At 73.8% G+C, this 18,804-nt stretch carries 14 protein-coding genes; 7 read left to right on the forward strand and 7 right to left on the reverse strand.

Annotated features, from left to right (window positions below; genetic code table 11):
* Positions 1 to 35: 35 nt before the first annotated feature.
* The 4 genes from K3769_RS05220 to K3769_RS05235 all read right to left on the reverse strand — a co-directional run bounded on the left by K3769_RS05220 (position 36) and on the right by K3769_RS05235 (position 8,049).
* On the reverse strand, positions 36 to 4,742 hold the full coding sequence (locus tag K3769_RS05220; RefSeq protein ID WP_267025284.1) for a coiled-coil domain-containing protein: 4,707 nt from the start codon (positions 4,740 to 4,742) through the stop codon (positions 36 to 38).
* Between the two features lie 66 nt (positions 4,743 to 4,808).
* The gene (locus tag K3769_RS05225) at positions 4,809 to 5,687 is read right to left on the reverse strand and encodes a hypothetical protein (RefSeq protein WP_267025285.1); all 879 of its coding nucleotides are present in this window, start codon (positions 5,685 to 5,687) and stop codon (positions 4,809 to 4,811) included.
* 100 nt (positions 5,688 to 5,787) lie between these two features.
* A complete protein-coding gene (locus tag K3769_RS05230) occupies positions 5,788 to 7,314 on the reverse strand; it encodes a hypothetical protein (RefSeq protein WP_267025286.1) in 1,527 nt (508 codons plus the stop codon).
* Between the two features lie 42 nt (positions 7,315 to 7,356).
* On the reverse strand, positions 7,357 to 8,049 hold the full coding sequence (locus K3769_RS05235) for a GntR family transcriptional regulator (protein WP_267025287.1): 693 nt from the start codon (positions 8,047 to 8,049) through the stop codon (positions 7,357 to 7,359).
* 214 nt (positions 8,050 to 8,263) lie between these two features.
* Between K3769_RS05235 and K3769_RS05240 the strand changes: the two genes are divergently transcribed.
* From K3769_RS05240 to K3769_RS05260, 5 genes are read left to right on the forward strand one after another with little or no spacing between them, the layout of a single operon-like run.
* Positions 8,264 to 9,583, forward strand: coding sequence for an MFS transporter (locus K3769_RS05240; protein ID WP_267025288.1), 1,320 nt, complete (start codon positions 8,264 to 8,266; stop codon positions 9,581 to 9,583).
* A complete protein-coding gene (locus tag K3769_RS05245) occupies positions 9,580 to 10,410 on the forward strand; it encodes a putative hydro-lyase (RefSeq protein WP_267025289.1) in 831 nt (276 codons plus the stop codon). Before K3769_RS05240 ends, K3769_RS05245 begins: the two co-directional genes overlap by 4 nt.
* 42 nt (positions 10,411 to 10,452) lie before the next feature.
* On the forward strand, positions 10,453 to 11,259 hold the full coding sequence (locus K3769_RS05250; protein WP_267025290.1) for a LamB/YcsF family protein: 807 nt from the start codon (positions 10,453 to 10,455) through the stop codon (positions 11,257 to 11,259).
* Positions 11,256 to 11,870: a 5-oxoprolinase subunit PxpB gene (gene pxpB, locus K3769_RS05255; RefSeq protein WP_267025291.1), complete on the forward strand. Its 615-nt coding sequence runs from the start codon at positions 11,256 to 11,258 to the stop codon at positions 11,868 to 11,870. The genes K3769_RS05250 and pxpB overlap by 4 nt, the downstream gene beginning before the upstream one ends.
* Positions 11,870 to 12,748: a 5-oxoprolinase subunit C family protein gene (locus K3769_RS05260; RefSeq protein WP_267025292.1), complete on the forward strand. Its 879-nt coding sequence runs from the start codon at positions 11,870 to 11,872 to the stop codon at positions 12,746 to 12,748. Before pxpB ends, K3769_RS05260 begins: the two co-directional genes overlap by 1 nt.
* A 103-nt stretch (positions 12,749 to 12,851) precedes the next feature.
* Here the strand turns inward: K3769_RS05260 and K3769_RS05265 are convergent, their stop codons facing one another.
* On the reverse strand, positions 12,852 to 14,270 hold the full coding sequence (locus K3769_RS05265; protein WP_267025293.1) for a HEAT repeat domain-containing protein: 1,419 nt from the start codon (positions 14,268 to 14,270) through the stop codon (positions 12,852 to 12,854).
* A 300-nt stretch (positions 14,271 to 14,570) separates the two neighbouring features.
* Positions 14,571 to 14,963: an ankyrin repeat domain-containing protein gene (locus K3769_RS05270; protein WP_267025294.1), complete on the reverse strand. Its 393-nt coding sequence runs from the start codon at positions 14,961 to 14,963 to the stop codon at positions 14,571 to 14,573.
* Between the two features lie 329 nt (positions 14,964 to 15,292).
* On the opposite strand from K3769_RS05270, the gene K3769_RS05275 reads away from it, so the two are divergent.
* A complete protein-coding gene (locus K3769_RS05275; RefSeq protein WP_041991757.1) occupies positions 15,293 to 15,487 on the forward strand; it encodes a hypothetical protein in 195 nt (64 codons plus the stop codon).
* 37 nt (positions 15,488 to 15,524) lie between these two features.
* Positions 15,525 to 17,120: a P-loop NTPase family protein gene (locus K3769_RS05280; protein WP_267025295.1), complete on the forward strand. Its 1,596-nt coding sequence runs from the start codon at positions 15,525 to 15,527 to the stop codon at positions 17,118 to 17,120.
* Positions 17,121 to 17,273: 153 nt separating this feature from the next.
* Here the strand turns inward: K3769_RS05280 and K3769_RS05285 are convergent, their stop codons facing one another.
* On the reverse strand, positions 17,274 to 18,773 hold the full coding sequence (locus K3769_RS05285) for an SCO1417 family PLP biosynthesis transcription factor (RefSeq protein ID WP_267025296.1): 1,500 nt from the start codon (positions 18,771 to 18,773) through the stop codon (positions 17,274 to 17,276).
* Between the last annotated feature and the right edge of the window lie 31 nt (positions 18,774 to 18,804).

Raw genomic sequence — 18,804 nt, forward strand, 5'->3', positions numbered from 1 at the left:
GGCGTGCTCCCTCAGGGGCAGTCGGTGCGCGCCCCTCAAGGGGTACTGGGTGCGGGCCTCTTGTACATGCGGGTCGCGGTGATCTCCGTGTGGGCCGCCTCCCCGGCCGGGACCTCTCTCGGGAGGCCCGGCCGGAGGTGTTCCTCCACGCTGATGTACTTCAGGCCCGCCCGCAGGTCCGCGTCGTTGCGCAGGCGGATGACCAGCGGGAACTCGGCGAGCGCGGTCGTGTCGAACAGGCCCGTGGTGTACAGGAGCTGCACACCGAGCGCGTCGGAGACGGCCCGCTGCAACTCCAGCAGATACGTGGCGTTGGCGCGCCCGATGGGGTTGTCCAGGAACAGCGTGCCGGCGTGGCGGTGCTTGTCCCGGCCGCGGTCGTTCGACCGGAGGGCCGCCATCGTGCAGTACAGCGCGATGGCCGCGGTGAGCAGCTGGCCGCCGGAGAACACGTCGCCCATCTGTCCGACGGGGACGCGCTCGGCGCGCAGGACGGCGTCCGGCTTGAGGATCTCGACGGCGACGCCCTTGGGCTGCAGGGCCGCGGCCACCCCCCTGAGCAGCAGGGACATCCCGTCGCGGCGCAGGTCGGAGTTCTTCTTGACGGCCGCCCTGGTCGCCTCGTCGACGACCTCACCGAGGCGTTCGGCGAGGCTGGCCTGGTCGGGTTCCTCGAAGCGGATGCGGAGGAATTCCTGCCCTGACCACTCCCCCAGCCCTTCGGGGAGCCGGGACAGCCGCTGGGCCGAGCGCAGCGTGGCGAGCGAGGACTCGACCAGGCCGCGCAGGCGGTCCACGATCGAGTCGCGGTTGCGCTCCAGCTGTGCCAGCTCGTCGGTGAGGACCCGCAGCCGGGGTGCGAAGGCGTCCGCCCACTTCTGCGCGTGTTCGGGCAGCGCGGAGGCGGGCAGCTCCCGGATCTGCTGACGCGCGGGGGTGCGCACCTGCTCGTAGCGTGTGGAGTTGGCGTGCCGGACGAGGATGTCGCTCGCCTCGCGCACGGCCGCCTCGGCGGCGGAGAGGTCGGCTGCGCAGCCGCGCAGGGAGCGGCGGGTCTCGGCGGCGGACTGCCTGGCCTCTTCGAGCGTGCCGGGGTAGGGCTCGGTCTCCTCCTGCTCGTCGTCCGTGTGTTCCCGCAGGAGGTCCCGGAGCAGGGCGGCCGTCTCGTCGAAGCCGCCGGCCGCGTCCTCGGCGGCGTGGTGGGCGTCGAGCAGTTCGGTGTGCGCGGCGCGCGCCTGGCCCAGCGCGTCGGTGCGGGTGGCGAGTTCCCCGGTGGCGGTGCGCAGCAGGCCCTGGGCGTGCTCGGCGTCGCGCGGTACGAGGTCGTCGGGCAGCTCGGTGTGGGCGTCGGCGTCCTCGGGCGCGTGCCGCTCGGCCTCGCCGCGCAGCCGGCCGAGCTGTTCGCTCGCGGTCGACACCCGGCCTTCGAGGAGCTGGACCAACTCCTCGGCGCGGGCCACGGCCGCCTGCCGGGACGGGCCGTCGGAGCCGTCGGTGGACTCCAAAAGCTGGGCGGCGCGGGTGCGCACCTTGTTGGTCAGCCGGTTCAGCTCCGTGAGCGCGGTGCTCTCGTCGCTCTCGGCGCGGGCCTGTTCGGCGCGCAGGTCGGCGCCGACGCCGACCTTCTCGTAGAGCTGGGAGGCGGCCCGGTAGGCCTCGCGGAGGGCGGGGAGCGACGATTTCGCGGCTCCCGGCTCCTCCTCCGGCAGGTCGTCGGGGGCGCCCGCGATCTCCGCGCGCTCGGCGCGCAGCGCCCGGGCCGTGCGCCGGGCGTCGTCGGCGGCGCGCTGGGTGCCGCGCCGGTCCTCGTCGGCTGCGCGCGCCCGCTCCAGACAGGCCTGGGCGCGGGCCTCCGACTCGGCCGCCTCGTCGGCGAGTTCCCGCACCTTGACCTGCCAGCCGGCGCGCTCGCGCAGCCGGAAGGCGAGTCCGGCGAGTGCGTCGGCGGCGCGTCGGGCCCGCTGGGCGGCCTCCTGCCGCTCGTCGCGTACGAGGGCCGCCTCGGCCGCCGCCTCGTCGGCCTCGGTGCGTACGGCGCGTGCCTCGGCGAGCTCGGCCTCGGCCTCCTCGGCGAACGCGCGCGCGTCGCCGGCCGCCGTGGCCAGTTCGGTGAGGCGTCCCGCCGGGCAGCCCGTGCGCCAGGAGGCGAGCCGGGCGGCGAGTTCCCGGTCCTTGGCGAGCCGGGCCGCCGACTCGCGGATCTCGTCGTCCCGCTCGGCCGCGCGCCTGCGCAGCGCCTGCCGTTCCTCGTCGGCGGCGTGCTCGTCGTGCATGGCCGGGTTCGGCGGTACGAGGAAGACGTCGTCCCCGCCCGCGTCGGGGGCCGGGGTCGGGGCGAGCAGCGCGGCGGCCGTACCGACGGCCACGGTGGAGCGCGGGAGCAGCGCGGCGTCGGTGAGTGCGTCGCGGGCCCGGGCGTGGGTGTCGGGGTCCGTGATGATCACGCCGTCGACCAGTTCGGGCCGGGCGGCCAGTACGCGCGCGTGGTCGACGGGGTCGACGGCCTGTGCGAGGTAGCGCCAGCCGGGCAGCGCGGGGATGCCGTGCTCGCCCAGGTACTCCACGGTGGCGAGCACGTCGGGGCCGGGCGGCAGCAGTCCGCCGTCGCCGAGGGCGCCGAGGATCCGTGAGTCGTCGGCCGCGGCGGTCCGCAACTCGAAGAGCTGCCGTTCGGCGGAGGTGACGGTGTCGTCGAGGAGCTGTCGGAGCTCATCGGCGTAGTGGTCCAGCTGCTGGGGGGTGAGGGGGCCGTCGGCAGCGCTGTCGTCGGAATCCGCCGTGGTGGTGATCCCCCTGCCGTCGGCGCTCGCGTCCGTGGGGGCCGAGTGCCGGGGCCCGGGCAACGTCGGGCGCCCAGCGCGTCCCGGACCGCCAAAGGCTCCTTGAGCGCCGGAGCTCCCGGGCAGGCCGAGCAGTTCGGCGAGCCGCTCCTCCTCCGCCAGGGCCTGGGCGGTCCGCCGCTCCGCGTCGTACGCGTGCTCGGCCGCGGTCGCCGCGTCGGCCGCGCGGGCCGCCGTCAGCTCGGCCCGGGACTCGGCGGACGCGGCGTCCCGGGCGTGGTCCGCGGTGCGGCGGGACGCCTCGCGCGCGGTGTCCCAGGCGGCGACGGCCGTCTTCTCGGCGTCGCTGGCGGCGAGCGCGGCGCGGGCCGGGTCGGCGTCGGGGGCGGTGTCGTCGAGCCAGCCGGCCCGCACCGCCTCGGCGGTCTCCTGCTCGACCTCGCCGAGCCGCTGGCGCAGATGGCCGACCTCGCTGCGGGCGCGCTGCGCCTCCGTGGCGGCGGACGTCGCGTCCCGGTGGGCGGCCTCACCGACCTCCTGGAGCGAACTGGAGCGCTCCTCCTGCTCGTTGGCGAGCGCCTCGGCCCCTTCGGCGGCGGCGTGCAGCGCGCGTACGAGGTCGACGGCGGCCCTGGCCCGGGCGGCGAGCGCGGGTGCGGCGTCCCGCTCGGCCTCCAGGATCGCGGCGGCCACACGGGTGGAGCGGTCGGCCGCCGCGCGGTGGCGCAGCACGGCTTCCGCGGCCTGCCACGCGGAGTGCAGGGTGCGCGCGTCGGCGAGTTCCTTCTTCTGCGCGGCGGCGCCCTTCTCGGCCGCGGCGAGCGCCAGTGAGGCGTGCCGGTAGGCCAGTTCGGCCGCGATCAGCGCACTGCGCTCCCGGGAGCCCTCCGCCTCGGTGGCGCGGTGGGCGGCGGCGGTGACCTGCTGGGCCAGGTCGCCGGTGCGGCCCCGCTCCAGCGCGGCGCGCGCGGAGAGCCGCCTGGCCAGCGTGCGCGTACGCCGCTCGGCGGCCGTGTGGACGTCGCGCGCGTGGGAGCGCGCCCCGGCCGCCTCGACGATCCGTCCGAGCAGGTCCACGGATCCCGCGGTGAACTCCCGCTCGGCGATCAGTTCGGCCCGTCGTCCCAGCTTGTTGCCGAAGCCGCCCACCAGGTCGGCGAGGCCGTCGGTGTCCCTGGTGTCGGTGACCGCGCGCAGCAGCAGATCGGTGAAGTCGGAGTCCTTCTTGACGGCGAAGAGACCGGCGGCCTCGCCCTCGTCGGCGTTCATCTCGCGCTGGTAGCGGAAGAGTTCGGGGTCGAGGCCCAGGTCGCCGAGGTGTTCGATCCACCGGTCGTGGATCTCCTCCCAGTGCACTTCGAGGTGCGGGTACGCCTTGCCCGCGTCGGTGAGCGCGTCCCGGAAGCCCTTCATGGTGCGGCGCCGGCCCTGCGCGCCCGAGGCGCCTTCGACGGGCGGCCGGACGGCGGTGGACTCGGCGACCGGCAGGTTGTCCAGGCTCAGCCCGGGTCCCGGCCGGAAGGAGTACCAGGCCTCGGCGAACTTGCGCGGGTCGTTGGAGACCTGCCGCCCGCGCCACTCGCTGACCTTGCCGACCACGACGCACTCGCCGGTGAGCGTGTGCTGCCACTCCAGCGCCACATGCCCGCAGTCGTCCGCGAGCAGGAACTTGCGCAGCACACCGGAGCTGGCGCCGCCGAGGGTGTTGCGGTGGCCGGGCAGCATCACCGAGAAGATCAGCTTGAGCAGTACGGACTTGCCGCCGCCGTTCTCCAGGAAGAGCACGCCGGCGGGCGCGGGGCGGCGCGGCGGCCCGACGGGCTCCTCCTCGAAGAACTCCGCCTGCGTGGGCGCGGGATCGGGCACGAGCCCGCCGACTCCGCGCAGGTCCAGCACGGTGTCGGCGTAACGCGCACCGGCCGGCCCGATGGAGTAGAGGCGGACCCGGGACAGCTCGTACATGGCGGACTCTCGTAGTCGTGAGCGGTGGGGGGAGGTGACGGGTTGAACGTGAAAGGGGTCGGGCGGTTACGAGTGGAACGGCAGCCCGGCGTCTGCGACCAGCTCCAGATCGTCGGTGTCCTCGGCGGGCATCAGGCTCGCGGTGCCGTCGGTCACCGGCACGACCCCCAGCTCCAGCAGCTCGGCCAGGGCGGCGCTGCCCGCCATGTCCCGCACCTGGAGCTGATAGCGGGCGGTCGTGCGGTACGTGCCCCCGGCGTCGTCCCCGGTGCGCTGCAGGAACCCGGACTCGGTGAGGAACGCGGCGGCCTTGCCGACGATGCCGGTGGTGGAACCGGCCAGTCTGCGCGCGTCCTTGGTGGCCCCGGCGGAGCTGCGCCGCGCCCAGATCCGCCAGGCGGCCTCAAGCCCGGGCGCGTCCGTGGCGGGGTCGGTGTTCTCCCCCTGCTGCTCGGCCCGCTCCTCCAGGCGCCGGCACGCCTGGCGGACGAACGCGTCGACGCCGTTGACCGAGACGCGCCCGACGTAGCCGTCGTCGGCCAGGTCCTCGGGTCTCGGGAAGGCCAGCGCGGCGACGGCGAGGTGGGCGAGGCCGTGCAGGAACCGGTCACCCGAGTCGGCGGACGCCCGGCGCGCGTAGTCGCCCATGCGCACGGCGAACACCGAGTCCTCGGCGGCGGTCACCGCCATGCCGGCCCGTGGGGACACCTCTAGGACGACGAGTCCGAGTCCGGTGGCCACGGCGTCGGCGAGCCGCGCGAAGGGGGGATCCTCGCGGTACCGCCGCAGCAGTTCGGTGTACTCCTGGTCCCGCGCGGGCTGCGTCCTGGGCTGCAGCCCGAAGGCCACGAGCCGGGCCGCGTCCGCGGTGTCGGCGGGGGTGACGGGGGCGCTCACCGCCGCGGCGACCGCCTCCGGCTCACTCCACTCGGCCTGCTCACTCACGACTGCTGCAGCTCCTTCGACTCATTCGACTCATGGGCGGGGCCGAAGGCGGGCGCCCCGCCGACCCGCCCGCGGTACGCCGTCCCGCTCGGGCAGCCGCTCACGCGACCTCCGACCGGCCCGCGGTCATCCCGACCACATCCAGCAGAGCCATTCCCACGATCAGGTCCGCTCCGCCGAACTCCGGATCGTCCAGCTCGACCCCGTCGTCCACGGCGAACAGCAGCCGCTCCTCGCCCTGCCGGTACGCCGTACCGACGGGCGGGCTGGCCGCGTGGACCGCCAGCAGGGCGACCAGATACGGCAGTTCGGGATCCTGCCGCCGCGCGTCGGCGAGCAGCCCGGACAGCCGGCGCGGCGCGTCGGCCGGCAGGTCGAGCAGTTCCATGGCGGCGGCGAGCTGCTCCTCGCTGAACCGGCTGTCGTCCGGGGTGGCGATCAGGTCGGGCTCGGGCATCTCCGCACCGAGGTGCTCGCGCTCGACCGGCGGTGTCAGCAGCAGGTCGACCAGGTCGCCGACCCGGACGGAGGCGGGGGTGCGAAGTCCCGTCCCGCGCGCGAAGAAGGCGTCGGTCACCCGCAGCGCCCCCTCCAGGGGCAGCGGCAGCACGGGGGCCACGAGATGGCCGTAGAGGTCTATCCCGGAGGTCGTCATCGGGGTCGCGAAGGCCTGCCGGTCCTGCTCGGCGCGGAACAGCGGCCCGGCCTCCAGCAGCCTGGACTGCAACTGCGTGTGGCGCCGGATGCAGTCCTTGACGATGTCGACGAGCTCGGCGGCCCGGCGCTTCTGCTCGGGGTCCTCCGACTCGTCCCGCGCCCTGCGGATGTTGGTGAGGATCGCGTTCTCGTGGCGGTAGCGGTCCGCCACGTGGTCCAGGGCCTCGGCGATCATGTCGGGCACGGCCTGCAGCCAGTCCACCGCCCGGACGTTGCGCCGGGTCGCGTCCAGGGCCCTGCGGAGCGTCTCCGAGTACTGCACGGTGCGGTAGCGGGCCTGCTCGGCGGCGAGCTGGGCGTCCGCGAGGCGGCCCCGGCTGATCAGCACCTCGAGCTTGACCTCGGCGGCGATCTGCGCGCTGGTGACGTCGGTGTCCAGGGCGCCCACGAGGACGTTGACCGCCTCGTCCGTCGTACGGAGGTAGACACTCCCGCCGTGGCCCGCGACCTCCTCGATCAGCTTGAAGTCGTAGTCGCGGCGCACGTACGAGCCGTCGGGCGCGAAGGTGCCGTAGACGGCGCGGAAGCCGCGGTCGACGCTGCCGACGTTGATCAGGTTCTCCAGGACCCAGCGGGCCACCCGCTCGTGCTCGGCGACGGGCCGGCGCGGGGCCTGGGCGGCGATGCGCGGGATGAGCCTGGCCACTATCTGGTCGTGGTCGGCGCCCGTGTCGAAGTCCATGTTCAGGGTGATCAGGTCGATGGAGGCGAGGGCCACCTCCGCCATGCCGTACACCGAGTACTCACCCGCGAGGTTCGCCTTGCGCACGTCGAGGTCGTGCAGGGGCGCGGTGCAGGCGAGCGCGCGCAGCCGCCGCGCCAGGCCCTCGTCGGCGGCCGGGCCCGTCGCGGGGCGCGGCCCCGCGCTGAGCTGGGGCGGAGCACTGTCCGTCGATGCAGGCGAAGTCACGGAGCACAGACTAGGCGCTGGGTCTGACAACCACCCAAAACGCTAGGCCTCCTCCGCCACCCGGTTGCCGTAGACCTCCGTGACCCGTCTGCGGGAGTCGTCCAGGTAGACCGCCAGCAGACTCTCCGCCGCCGCGCGGTCGCCGTCCTGGAGCGCCTGGAGTATCTGGCCGTTGCGGGCCAGGTAGGGCTCGTGGAGGCGCTTCGGGTCGTCCACGAGGTGGAAGGCGAGGCGGAGTTCGGCGAAGACGCTGCGCATCAGCTCGTCGGTGCGGGCACTGGCGGCGAGGGCCACCAGCTCCTGGTGGAAGTGGATGTTGGCCGTGCCCACGCCCTTCCAGTCGCCCTCGTGGGCCGAACGCCGTCCGTCCGCGACCGACCCTGCGAGGCCGTCCACCGCGTACGGCGGCCTGCCGAGTCCGCGGACGACCGCGCATTCGACGAGGCTGCGGGTGCGGTAGATGTCCTCGACGTCCTCGACGGTCAGCACCCGCACGAAGACACCGCGGTTGAGCTGGTGGACCAGCAGCCGTTCGTGGGTGAGCAGCCGGAACGCCTCGCGCAGGGTGTTGCGGGAGACGCCGAGCGCGCCACCGATGCTGTCCTCGGACAGGCGCTTGCCGGGCGGGAAGTACCCGTCGGCGATCCGGCTCCGCAGGATGTCCGAGACCCGCTCGGCGGTGCTGGTGCGGCCCAGCAGCGCGCGGTCGTCCGCCAGTCCGTTCAGTTCGGCCACGCCCGAATTCAATCGCAGATACAAGAACGAAACAACATGGGTATTGAAGGATCGTTCAACGATCCTCTACCTTGCTTATCAGGCGCCGGGCTCGTCGGGCACCAACCGCTCGTCCGGGCGCCGACGGCTTCCGCACCGGTTCCGCACTGCCTCCGCACGGCATGGCACGGCTCACTCCCCGAGCACCCTCCCGTCCCTCATCTGCGAGGTGCCCATGAGCACGACCCCTCCACCGCAGGCCCCGCCCGCCGAAACGCGCCCCGGAGCGGGCGGACCCACCGCCGACGAGGGCGCGTTCGCCTGGCTGCGGGCCCTCGGACCGCGTGGCCGCCGCGCCTTCGGCGGCGCGTTCGGCGGCTACGGCCTCGACTCGTACGACTACTTCACCCTGCCGCTGAGCATGGTGGCCCTGGCCGCGTACTTCGGTCTCAGCAGCGGCCAGACCGGGCTGTTCACGACCGTCACGCTCGTCGTGTCCGCCGTCGGCGGCGCCGCGGCGGGTGTCGTCGCGGACCGGATCGGGCGCGTCAAGGCCCTGATGATCACCGTCATCACGTACGCGGTCTTCACCGTGGCCTGCGGTTTCGCGCCCAACTACGAGACCCTGCTGGTCTTCCGCGCCCTTCAGGGCCTCGGCTTCGGCGGTGAGTGGGCGGTCGGCGCGATCCTGGTCGCCGAGTACGCGAGCCCCAAGCACCGCGGCCGTACGCTCGGCGCGGTCCAGAGCGCCTGGGCCGTCGGGTGGGGACTCGCCGTGGTCGTCTACACGCTGGTCTTCCAGTTCCTCGACGACGACATCGCCTGGCGCGTGATGTTCTGGACCGGTGCCCTGCCGGCACTGCTGGTCGTCTGGGTACGCCGTCAGGTCAAGGACGCCCCCGAGGCGGCCGAGCGCCGCAAGGAAAGCCCCGAGAAGGGTTCCTTCGCCGCCATCTTCAAGCCGGGCACGACCGCCGGACCCGGCCTCCTGAAGACGACGGTCTTCGCCGTGCTGCTCTCCACGGGCGTCCAGGGCGGCTACTACACGCTGGCCACCTGGGTGCCGACGTACCTGAAGACCGACCGCGGACTGTCCGTCGTAGGCACCGGCGGCTACCTCGCGTTCCTGATCTCCGGAGCCTTCATCGGCTACCTGACCGGCGGTTATCTCACCGACAAGCTGGGCCGCAAGCGGAACATCCTGCTCTTCGCGATCCTCTCGGCGATCTGCATCCTGGCCTACGCGAACATCCCGAGCGGCGCCAACACCCTCGTCCTCGTACTCGGCTTCCCGCTCGGGTTCTGCATGTCGGCGATCTTCAGCGGCTTCGGCTCGTTCCTCAGCGAGCTGTATCCGACGGCGGTACGCGGTACGGGACAGGGCTTCACGTACAACACGGGCCGTGCCGTGGGCGCGGTCTTCCCGACCCTGGTGGGCTTCCTGGCCGACAGTTGGGGCATCGGGGGCGCGCTGGTCTTCGGCGCGATCGGATACGGCCTCGCGGCACTGGCCCTGATCGGTCTGCCCGAGACCCGTGGGAAGGAACTCCTGTGACCAGGTCCCAGAGCACACGGCACCGCCCGCTCGGCCTCCTCGACGACCACGCGCACGCGTGGAGCCCCGCAGAGGCACGTTCCCGCTTCCGTGCGGGCGTGTCGGGTCCCACCGCGGGCTGCGCGGCGGGCCACACCCAGGCGAACCTGATCTCGGTGCCGGCGGACTGGGCGTACGACATGCTCCTGTTCTGCCAGCGCAACCCGAAGCCCTGCCCGGTGCTCGACGTCACCGACGCCGGTTCCTGGACGACCGTCCTGGCCGACGGCGCCGATCTGCGCACCGACCTGCCGCGCTACCGGGTGTGGGAGCACGGCGAGCTGGTGGAGGAGCCCACGGACGTGGTGGCGCACTGGCGCGACGACCTCGTGTCGTTCCTCATCGGGTGCAGCTTCACCTTCGAGTGGGCGCTGACCGCGGCGGGTGTCCCGATGCGCCACATCGAGCAGGGCCGCAACGTCTCCATGTACGTCACCGGCCGCCAATGCCGGCCCGCCGGACGGCTGCACGGGCCGATGGTGGTGTCCATGCGGCCGGTGCCGCCCGAGCATCTGCCCGTGGCGATCCGGGAGACCAGTCTGCTGCCCGCGGTGCACGGCAGCCCGGTGTACTGCGGCGATCCGGGCGCCCTCGGCATCGAGGACCTGGCCCGCCCCGACTTCGGTGATCCGGTGGACTTCGAGCCGGACGACATCCCGGTGTTCTGGGCCTGCGGTGTGACGCCGCAGGCCGCCGTGATGGCCTCCCGCCCGCCGTTCGCGATCACCCACGCGCCCGGCCAGATGTTCGTCACCGACGCCCGCGACGAGCAGTACCGCGTCGCCTGAGCCACCGTCACCTGCGTCGCCCGACCGGAGAACGGACACTTCATGACCTCCACCGGTAACCCCGGCGGTACCCCCGGCCGTACCCCCGGCGGCACCTCCATCGATCTCAACGCCGATCTCGGCGAAGGGTTCGGCCGCTGGCACCTGACCGACGACGAACAGCTGCTGTCCGTCGTCACCAGCGCCAACGTGGCCTGCGGCTTCCACGCCGGGGACGCCGCCACCATGCGGCGGGTGTGCGACCTCGCCGCCGAACGCGGGGTACGGATCGGCGCCCAGGTCTCCTACCGGGACCTGGCGGGCTTCGGGCGGCGCGCGATGGACGTGCCGTCCGGCGAACTGGCGGCCGAGGTGGCGTACCAGATCGGTGCGCTGGAGGTCTTCGCGCGCGCGGCGGGGGCGCGCGTGGCGTACGTCAAACCGCACGGCGCGCTCTACAACCGCGTCGTGCACGACGAGGAACAGGCGGGCGCGGTCGTGGCCGGGGTACGGCTCGCCGACGCCACGTTGCCGGTGCTCGGGCTGCCCGGCTCCCGGTTTCTCGCCGTGGCCGCGAAGGCCGGGCTGCCGGTCGTCACCGAGGCGTTCGCGGACCGCGCGTACACCGACGAGGGCACGCTCGTGCCGCGTGGCCGGGAGGGGGCGGTGATCACCCGTGCGGACGACGTCGTGGAACGCTCGCTGGGGCTCGCCCGTTCTGGTGTCGTCACGTCCCACTCGGGCCGTGACATCGCCGTACGGGCCCGCTCCCTGTGCCTGCACGGCGACACGCCCGGCGCGGTGGACCTGGCCCGCCGGGTCCGGGCACGGCTGGAGGAGGCGGGCGTCCGCGTGGAGGCGTTCGGATGAGGGCACTGCCGGTCGGCGACCGCGCGCTGCTCGTCGAGGTGTCCACGGACGAGGAGGCACAGGCCCTGCACGCCGATCTGCTCCGCCGTCGCGCGGAGGGCTCACTCTCCGTGCGCGAGATCGTCCCCGCGGCCCGCACGGTGCTCCTGGACGGCCTGGAGGAGCCGTCCCGGCTGGCCGCCCAGCTGTCCGGCATGCGGCTCCCGTCCCTTCCTCCGCCGGTCGCGGAGGTCGTGGAGATCGCCGTGCGCTACGACGGCCCCGACCTGGCGGACGTCGCCGGACTCTGGGGCGTGTCCCCGGACGAGGTGGTGAGGATCCACGCGGCGGCCGAGTTCCGGGTCGCCTTCTGCGGGTTCGCCCCCGGCTTCGGCTATCTGACCGGCCTCCCGGCCCGCTACGGCGTGCCACGGCGCGCGACACCCCGTACGACCGTCCCCGCGGGTTCCGTGGGCCTCGCGGGCCCGTACACGGGCGTGTACCCGCGCTCGTCGCCGGGCGGCTGGCAGTTGATCGGTACGACGGACGCCGTCCTGTGGGACCACGCGCGCGTGCCGGCCGCACTGCTGTCGCCCGGCACACCGGTTCGCTTCGTACCGGTGGACTCCTGATGACGGACCGCGCGCTGGTCGTCGTACGGGCCGGGGCGCTGACCACGGTGCAGGACCGGGGGCGGCCGGGCCACGCGCACCTGGGCGTACCGCGCTCGGGCGCGCTGGACGCGCCCGCCGCCGCCCTGATGAACCGGCTCGTCGGCAATCCGCCCGAAGCCGCCCTCCTGGAGACGACCCTCAACGGCTGCGACCTGCGACCGCGTTCGGCGGTCACGGTGGCCGTGGGGGGCGCCCCGTGCGCCGTCTCCGTGGACGGCCGCCCGGCCGCCTGGGGCGCGCCGGTGCACGTGCCCGCCGGAGCGTTGCTGTCGGTCGCGACAGCGGTCTCCGGAGTACGCGCCTACGTGGGCGTGGCGGGCGGGGTGACCGTCGAGCCGGTGCTGGGCAGCCGGTCGACGGACCTGCTGTCGGGCCTCGGCCCGCCGCCCCTCACCGACGGCACGGTGCTTCCCCTGGGTAAGCCGTACGGCGCCCCCGCGCGCGTGGACGTCGTTCCGCAGCCGTCCCCGCCGGCCGAACTGGTCCTGCGGGTGACGCCGGGCCCACGCGACGACTGGTTCACGGCGGCGGCTCTCCGTACCTTCGCCACGCACACCTACCGGGTGTCCTCGGCGAGCAACCGCATCGGCCTGCGCACGGAGGGGCCCGCCCTGGAGCGGGCGGTCGGCGGCGAACTGCCCAGCGAGGGCATGGTCCTGGGCGCGGTCCAGGTCCCCCCGGACGGCCGCCCGGTGGTCTTCCTGGCGGACCACCCCACCACGGGCGGCTACCCGGTCATCGCAGTGGTCCACCCCGAGGACATCCCCAGTACGGCCCAGGCCACCCCGGGCACCCCCGTACGCTTCGTACCGCCCCACACGCCACCAACCGGTTAGCGGCGCGGAGAACGGCGTGCCGTCCGCCCTTCAGGGGCGCGGGGAACGGCACCCTCAGGAGTTCGATCTCACACCGCACGCTCAGGGCTCACCGCGCGCGGTGTCACACGGCGGACGCGTCCGGTCCGATGCGGCTGCGGACCGCCGTCTGCACGTCGGCCTCCTCGGCCGGGTCGGCGGCCAGCCGGCGGAGCTGCTCGACCACGCGGGCGTCCCCCGTCTCGGCGTGCCGTGCGGCCACTTCGCGGGTGGTCTCCTCGCAGTCCCACAGGCATTCGACGGCGAATCCCGCGGCGAAGGACGGGTCGGTGGCGGCCAGGGCGCGAGCCGCCCGGCCGCGCAGATGGGAGGAGGCGGTCTCGCGGTAGACATGCCGCAGAACGGGTGCCGCCCCCGCGATGCCGAGCCGTCCGGCGCCGTCGACGAGGGTCCACAGGGTCTGCGCGTCGGGCCCCTCGCCCCGTACGGCCTCGCGCAGGGCGGCCAGGACCAGTTCGCTGTCCTGTGCGCCGCCGCGGCAGGCGAGGACGCGTCCGGCGGCCTCTCCGAGGGCGTCGGGCCGGTGGGCCCAGCCGCGCGCCCGTTGCACGGCGGCGACGCTCCGCATCCGTTCGAAGGCGTCCACGGCGGCTTCCACCACGAGGGTCGAGCCGGAGTCCTGCGCGGCTTCGACCAGATCGAGTACGTCGGGATCGTGGCTGTCGGCGAGATAGCGCAGGGCGGTACAGCGTGCGCCGTCGTCCCCGGTGCGGGCGGCCTCGACGATCTCGGGGCGGTCCTCGGGTCCGGCGACGGCGGTGAGGCAGCGCGCGGCGGGCACATGGAGCGCGGCTCCGCGCTCGATGCCCTGCTGGGCCCATTCGAAGACGGCCCGCACGCTCCATCCGGGGCGGGGCCCGGACGGCCGCATCTGTTGCTGCCAGCGGTCGAAGGAACCGCTTTCCCGGGCGGCACGCACCCGCGTGCCGACGGTTTCGCGGGGGTCGTCGGCCCACAGCCGCCAGGGCCGCGGCTCGAAGGAGTCCCGGACGACGGCGGCCAGCTCGGCCTCGCCCTCGGGATCGGTGGCGAACCGGTCGAGCACGGGGGCCGCGAGCGCGCGCAGGCCGGCGTCGTCGTCGCGCAGCGCCAGCTCGTCGAGGGCCCAGGCCCAGTTGGCGCCGTGGGCGGCGTACCGCCGCAGCAGCTCCAGGGCGTCCCGCCGGCCGTACGAGGCGAGGTGGCCGAGGACGGCGAGCGCGAGGCCCGTGCGTGACTCGTCGGTGTCGAGCACGTCCGCCGCGTCGAAGAGGTGGGCCTCGATCTCGTCGAGGCCTCCGCCCAGGTCGAGGTGGAGACGGGCGTAGTAGAGCGAGCGGTTCTCCACCTGCCAGTCGTGGCGGGGGTCGCTCAGCACACAGTGGTTGAGTGCCGCGAGCGCTTCGGCCCGCGGTGCGGTGAGCGCGTGCAGCGTGCCGTCGCCGCGGCCCCTCTGGAGCAGGCCGAGCAGCGTACCGCTGGGCGCTATGACCGGATCGAACATGGGAAACAGCCTCACATCAAGCGTCGACGCAACCGGGGTCCTGCTCTACCTGGCCGCGTGACAACACGTCGGGGCGCCCGCCGTTTCCTGCTTGCTGTAGACCATCTTCCTCTGCCTCTCGTCGGTGGCCCGTGCGGGCCGTGTCACGGTCCGCGCGGTGCGGCAACACCTGCCCAGCCATCGCGTCCGTGAATCACGACGTCATGATGACCCAGCGGTTCTCGCTGCCGCGACCGCATTTCCGGCGGCCCCGTTCCGCCTCCCCCAAAAAAGCTGTTTCGCCTGGTCAGGGCGGATGGTTCAGTGTGCTCCGAACAGGTCGAGCAGTTCGGCCTTGCCGAACATACGGGCCGTGTCGACGGCGGAGGGCGTCCCCGCCGAGGGGTCCGCGCCCGCGCCCAGGAGGACGCGGATGACGGCGTCCTCGCCCTTGAAGACGGCTCCGGCGAGCGGAGTCTGGCCCCGGTCGTTGATACGGTCCGCCTCCGCGCCGCGCGCCAGGAGGGCGCTGACGGCGTCGGCGTGACCGTGGTAGGCGGCGAGCATCACGAGCGAGTCGCCGCGGTCGTTGGTGAGGTTGGCCGGAACACCCGCGTCGACGTACGCCACGAGCGCTTCGGTCTGCCCCTGGCGGGCCAGATCGAAGATCTTGGTCGCCAGCTCCACGACCTCGGGGTCGGGCGCTTCACTCATCGACGGGACCGCCTCTCAGGGGGACTCGCACCGCGGGGACGGTGCGGTGACGAACGGGACTGCGGGAACCTGCGGCGGTCAGCGGTGCGACCGTACGGGTGAATCGCCAGAGTACTGGCTTCGCGGGCACATGACCTGGCTCAGCCGAGGCAAAGATCACCACGAAACCGACAAATCAACGACGGGGCCACCGAGGGGCCCTGCCGAGCGGGCCCATCGGGGTGAAATAAGAAGAATTTCACCCAGTTGCACCTTTTATCGTATGGATACATCCTGTGAGCCTGGAAGTACTCACGGTGACTGTCCCCATCGATCCAGGAGAAACAATCATGATCCTGTCCATGTCAGGCGTGGTCCTGCTCGGCATCATCGTCTTCCTCTTCTTCCGCAAGGACGGCCTCAAGGCCTCGCACGCGATGGTCAGCGCCCTCTTCGGGTTCTACCTCGCGGGCACGGCCATCGCCCCGAGCATCACGGCGGGCGGCGCGAGCCTCGCCGGGCTGCTCGGCGGGATCAAGTTCTGACCCCCACCCCGTTCGCACGCACCTCCAGGAGACAGCAGTGGCCCGGCGCCCCCTCCCCCGCATTCTGAGTACCGGCAGCGCGCAGATCGCCCGTAGCCGGGACCTGGCCCGGACGGCCGCCGACAGCGCCACCGACGTCCTCCACCCGCTGATCACCATCAGCCGTGGACTGCGCCGGCTGGCGGCCGCCGGCCGGCGCAAATGGGCGGACACCCCCAAGGACCGGCGCGGTCCACTGCTGTTCCTGGTGGCCTCGGTCGTCCTGATCGTGGCCCTCGTCCCGTACGGGCCGCTGCTCGCCGTCATCACCCTCATGGCGGCGGCCGCGTGGCAGGGCAGGGACCGCACCCCCGCCGCGCCGACAGGGCCCGACGACGCGCAGAGCAAGCGCCTGGAGTCCCTCTACGAGGCGCTGGTCCCGTACTTCTCCGTCCCCGAGGACCCCGCCCCGCTCTACGCCCACGGCGGCGAGTGGGGCAAGGCCTTCGACGCGTACGAGTTCGACGACACCGGCCGGGTCTCGCAGCTGTCCCTGCGCTACCCCGCCTACTTCCCGGACGGGGAGGCCGGCTCCCGGGCCCGGATCGAGCAGCTGCTGCACGCCAAGTCGGGCCGCGGCCGGGAGTACCGCTTCGCGTGGGACGAGGAGAGCAACCAGCTCTCGGTCGCCGTCCTGCCGCCGCTCCCCACCGACATCGCCGCCCAGCGGTTCGTCACGGCCCCCGGCGAGACCGTCCTCGGCTTCACCGACCCGGCCGGCGTCCAGCGCACGCTCCCCCTCGACTTCGGCCAGGAACAGCGGGACGTCCCCCCGGTGGTCTGGCGCACGGGCGTGCGCTCCACCGAGCCGCATCTGCTCGCGGTCGGCGGCCCCGGCAGCGGCACGACCACACTCCTGCGCTCGATCGCGCTGCAGGCCCTGCGGCACGGCGACGTACTGATCGTGGAGGGCGGCGGTACGGGCGAGTACGCGTGTCTGACGGGGCGCGACGGCGTCCTGGGCATCGAGTGCGGTCTGTCGGGCGCGCTGGCGGCTCTCGAATGGGCGTCGCACGAGACGGAGCGGCGCCTCATCGCGGCGAACCGGTCCCGGCAGGCGGGGCTGACTCCGCCGGAGGACACGAGGCGCCCCCTCTGGATCCTGCTGGACCGGCCGACCGCGCTCGGCCACCTCGCGGCGGCCGACAGCCGCAGTACTCCGCAGGATCTCCTCCAGGTGCCGTTGCGGCACGGCCGTGCGGCGGGGGTGACGGTGGTGGTGGCTGAGCAGTTCGACGCCGTGGAGGCGCTCGGGGAGACGGTACTGGGGCACACACGCGCGCGTGTCGTGCTCGGGGCGGCTTCGGCGGGTCAGCTCGAAGCGGTGCTGGGGGTGCCGCCGCACACGACGCCCACGCCCGAGGTGCCGGCGGGGCGGGGGTATGCGCGGCTGGGCGCGGGTCCCGTGCACCGGCTGCAGGTGCCGGCGACGCCGGATCCGTACGACGAGGCGACGAGCGAGGCGCAGCGGCGGGCGGTGCTGGCGCTGCTTCCCGGCCACACGCCTGCCGCCGCGGAGGCGGCGCCGGCGCCACCGGCGGACCCGGTGCGCGTCACGGCGCCGGGTCCGGTGGGCGCGACCGCGGAAGCCTGAGCGCGCCCTGACACCACGGCGCGGCCCGGCGGTCCCCCACGCCCCAAAAGACTGCGCCGTTCCCCGCGCCCCCAAAGACAAAAGATTGCGCAGTTCCCCGCGCCCCTAAAAGGGGCGCGGGGAACTGCGCGACCGGCTCCGGACGGGGTGGCGTCACGCCACGAACGTGCGGGGCGCCTCCGCTCCCCCGTTGGCGCCGGACGCGACCAACCGCGCAGCCGCCGCCAACCGCGCCGCCGCCTCGTCCGCCACCGCACCGCCGACGGTGAACGGCAGCCGCACATACCCCTCGAACGCCCCGTCCACCCCGAACCGGGGCCCGGACGGCACCCGCACCCCCACCCGCTCGCCCACCTCCGCCAGCCGCGACCCGGACAGACCCCCCGTGCGCACCCACAGCGTGAGCCCACCGCGCGGCACGTCGAACTCCCAGTCGGGGAGCTCCCGGCGCAACGCCCCCACCAGCGCGTCCCGGTTCTCCCGGGCCTGCTCGCGCCGTACATCCACGGCCTGCTCCCAGCCGCCCGTGCTGAGCAGCCAGTTCACGGCCAGCTGTTCCAGGACGGGCGTGCCGAGGTCGGCGTACGCGCGCGCCGCCACAAGGCTGCGGATCACGTCGGGCGCGGCACGGACCCACCCGATCCGCATGCCGGCCCAGAAGGCCTTGCTGGCCGAACCGACCGTGACGACCGTCGACCCGGCCGGGTCGAACCCGCAGACCGGCCGCGGCAGGTCGAGCCCCTCGTCCAGATGCAACTCGCTCATGGTCTCGTCCACGACCAGCACGGTCCCTGCCGACCTCGCGGCGTCGACGAGCTGCCGGCGCTGGTCCTCGTCGGCGAGCGCGCCGGTCGGGTTGTGGAAGTCGGCGACGACATAGGCGAGCCGGGGCGCCGCGTCCCGCAGCACCTGCCGCCAGCGGTCCACGTCCCAGCCCGCCAGCCCCTCGGCCATGGCGACCGGCACCAGCCGGGCCCCGGCCTCCCGCATCAGCTGGAGGATGTTGGCGTACGAGGGCGACTCGACGGCGATGCGTTCCCCGCGGCCGGCGAAGAGGTGGCAGATGGCGTCGATGGCACCCATGGCCCCGGTGGTCACCATGATCTGCTCGGGCATGGTGGGAATGCCGCGCGCGGTGTACCGGTCGGCGAGGGTCTGGCGCAGCGCGGGCAGCCCCGCCGGATAGTCGCCGTGCGTGTGGGCGTACGGCGGCAGCTCCTCCAGGGCGCCCTGGACGGCGCGGGTGAGCCAGGGCTCGGGGGCGGGCAGGGCCGCGCAGCCCAGGTCGATCATGGAGCCGAGGGTTTCGGGCGGCAGGGGTTCGAGGCCGCGCGCGGGCAGCGGGTTCCCGGCCGGGACGGCGGTCCAGCTGCCCGCTCCCCTGCGGGACTCCAGGAAGCCCTCGGCGCGCAGTGCCTCGTAGGCGGCGGCCACGGTGGTGCGGCTGACGGACAGGGAGAGGGCCAGTTCGCGTTCGGCGGGCAGTCGCGCGGCCACCGGGACCCGGCCTTCGAGGACGAGCAGCCGGATACCGTCGGCGAGGGCGCGGTAGGCGGGCGGGCGGCGCGTGCCGGGGCCTGCGGGGCGCTCCTGCTGGGAGTTGAGCAGCCGGGCGAGCTGGGCGGCCCCCACCGCCGAGGTCCACTGCGCCATGATTACCAGTCCACCTTCCCCGAATTGGCCA

This window comes from Streptomyces ortus, from assembly GCF_026341275.1.
Classification (GTDB): Bacteria; Actinomycetota; Actinomycetes; order Streptomycetales; family Streptomycetaceae; genus Streptomyces; species Streptomyces ortus.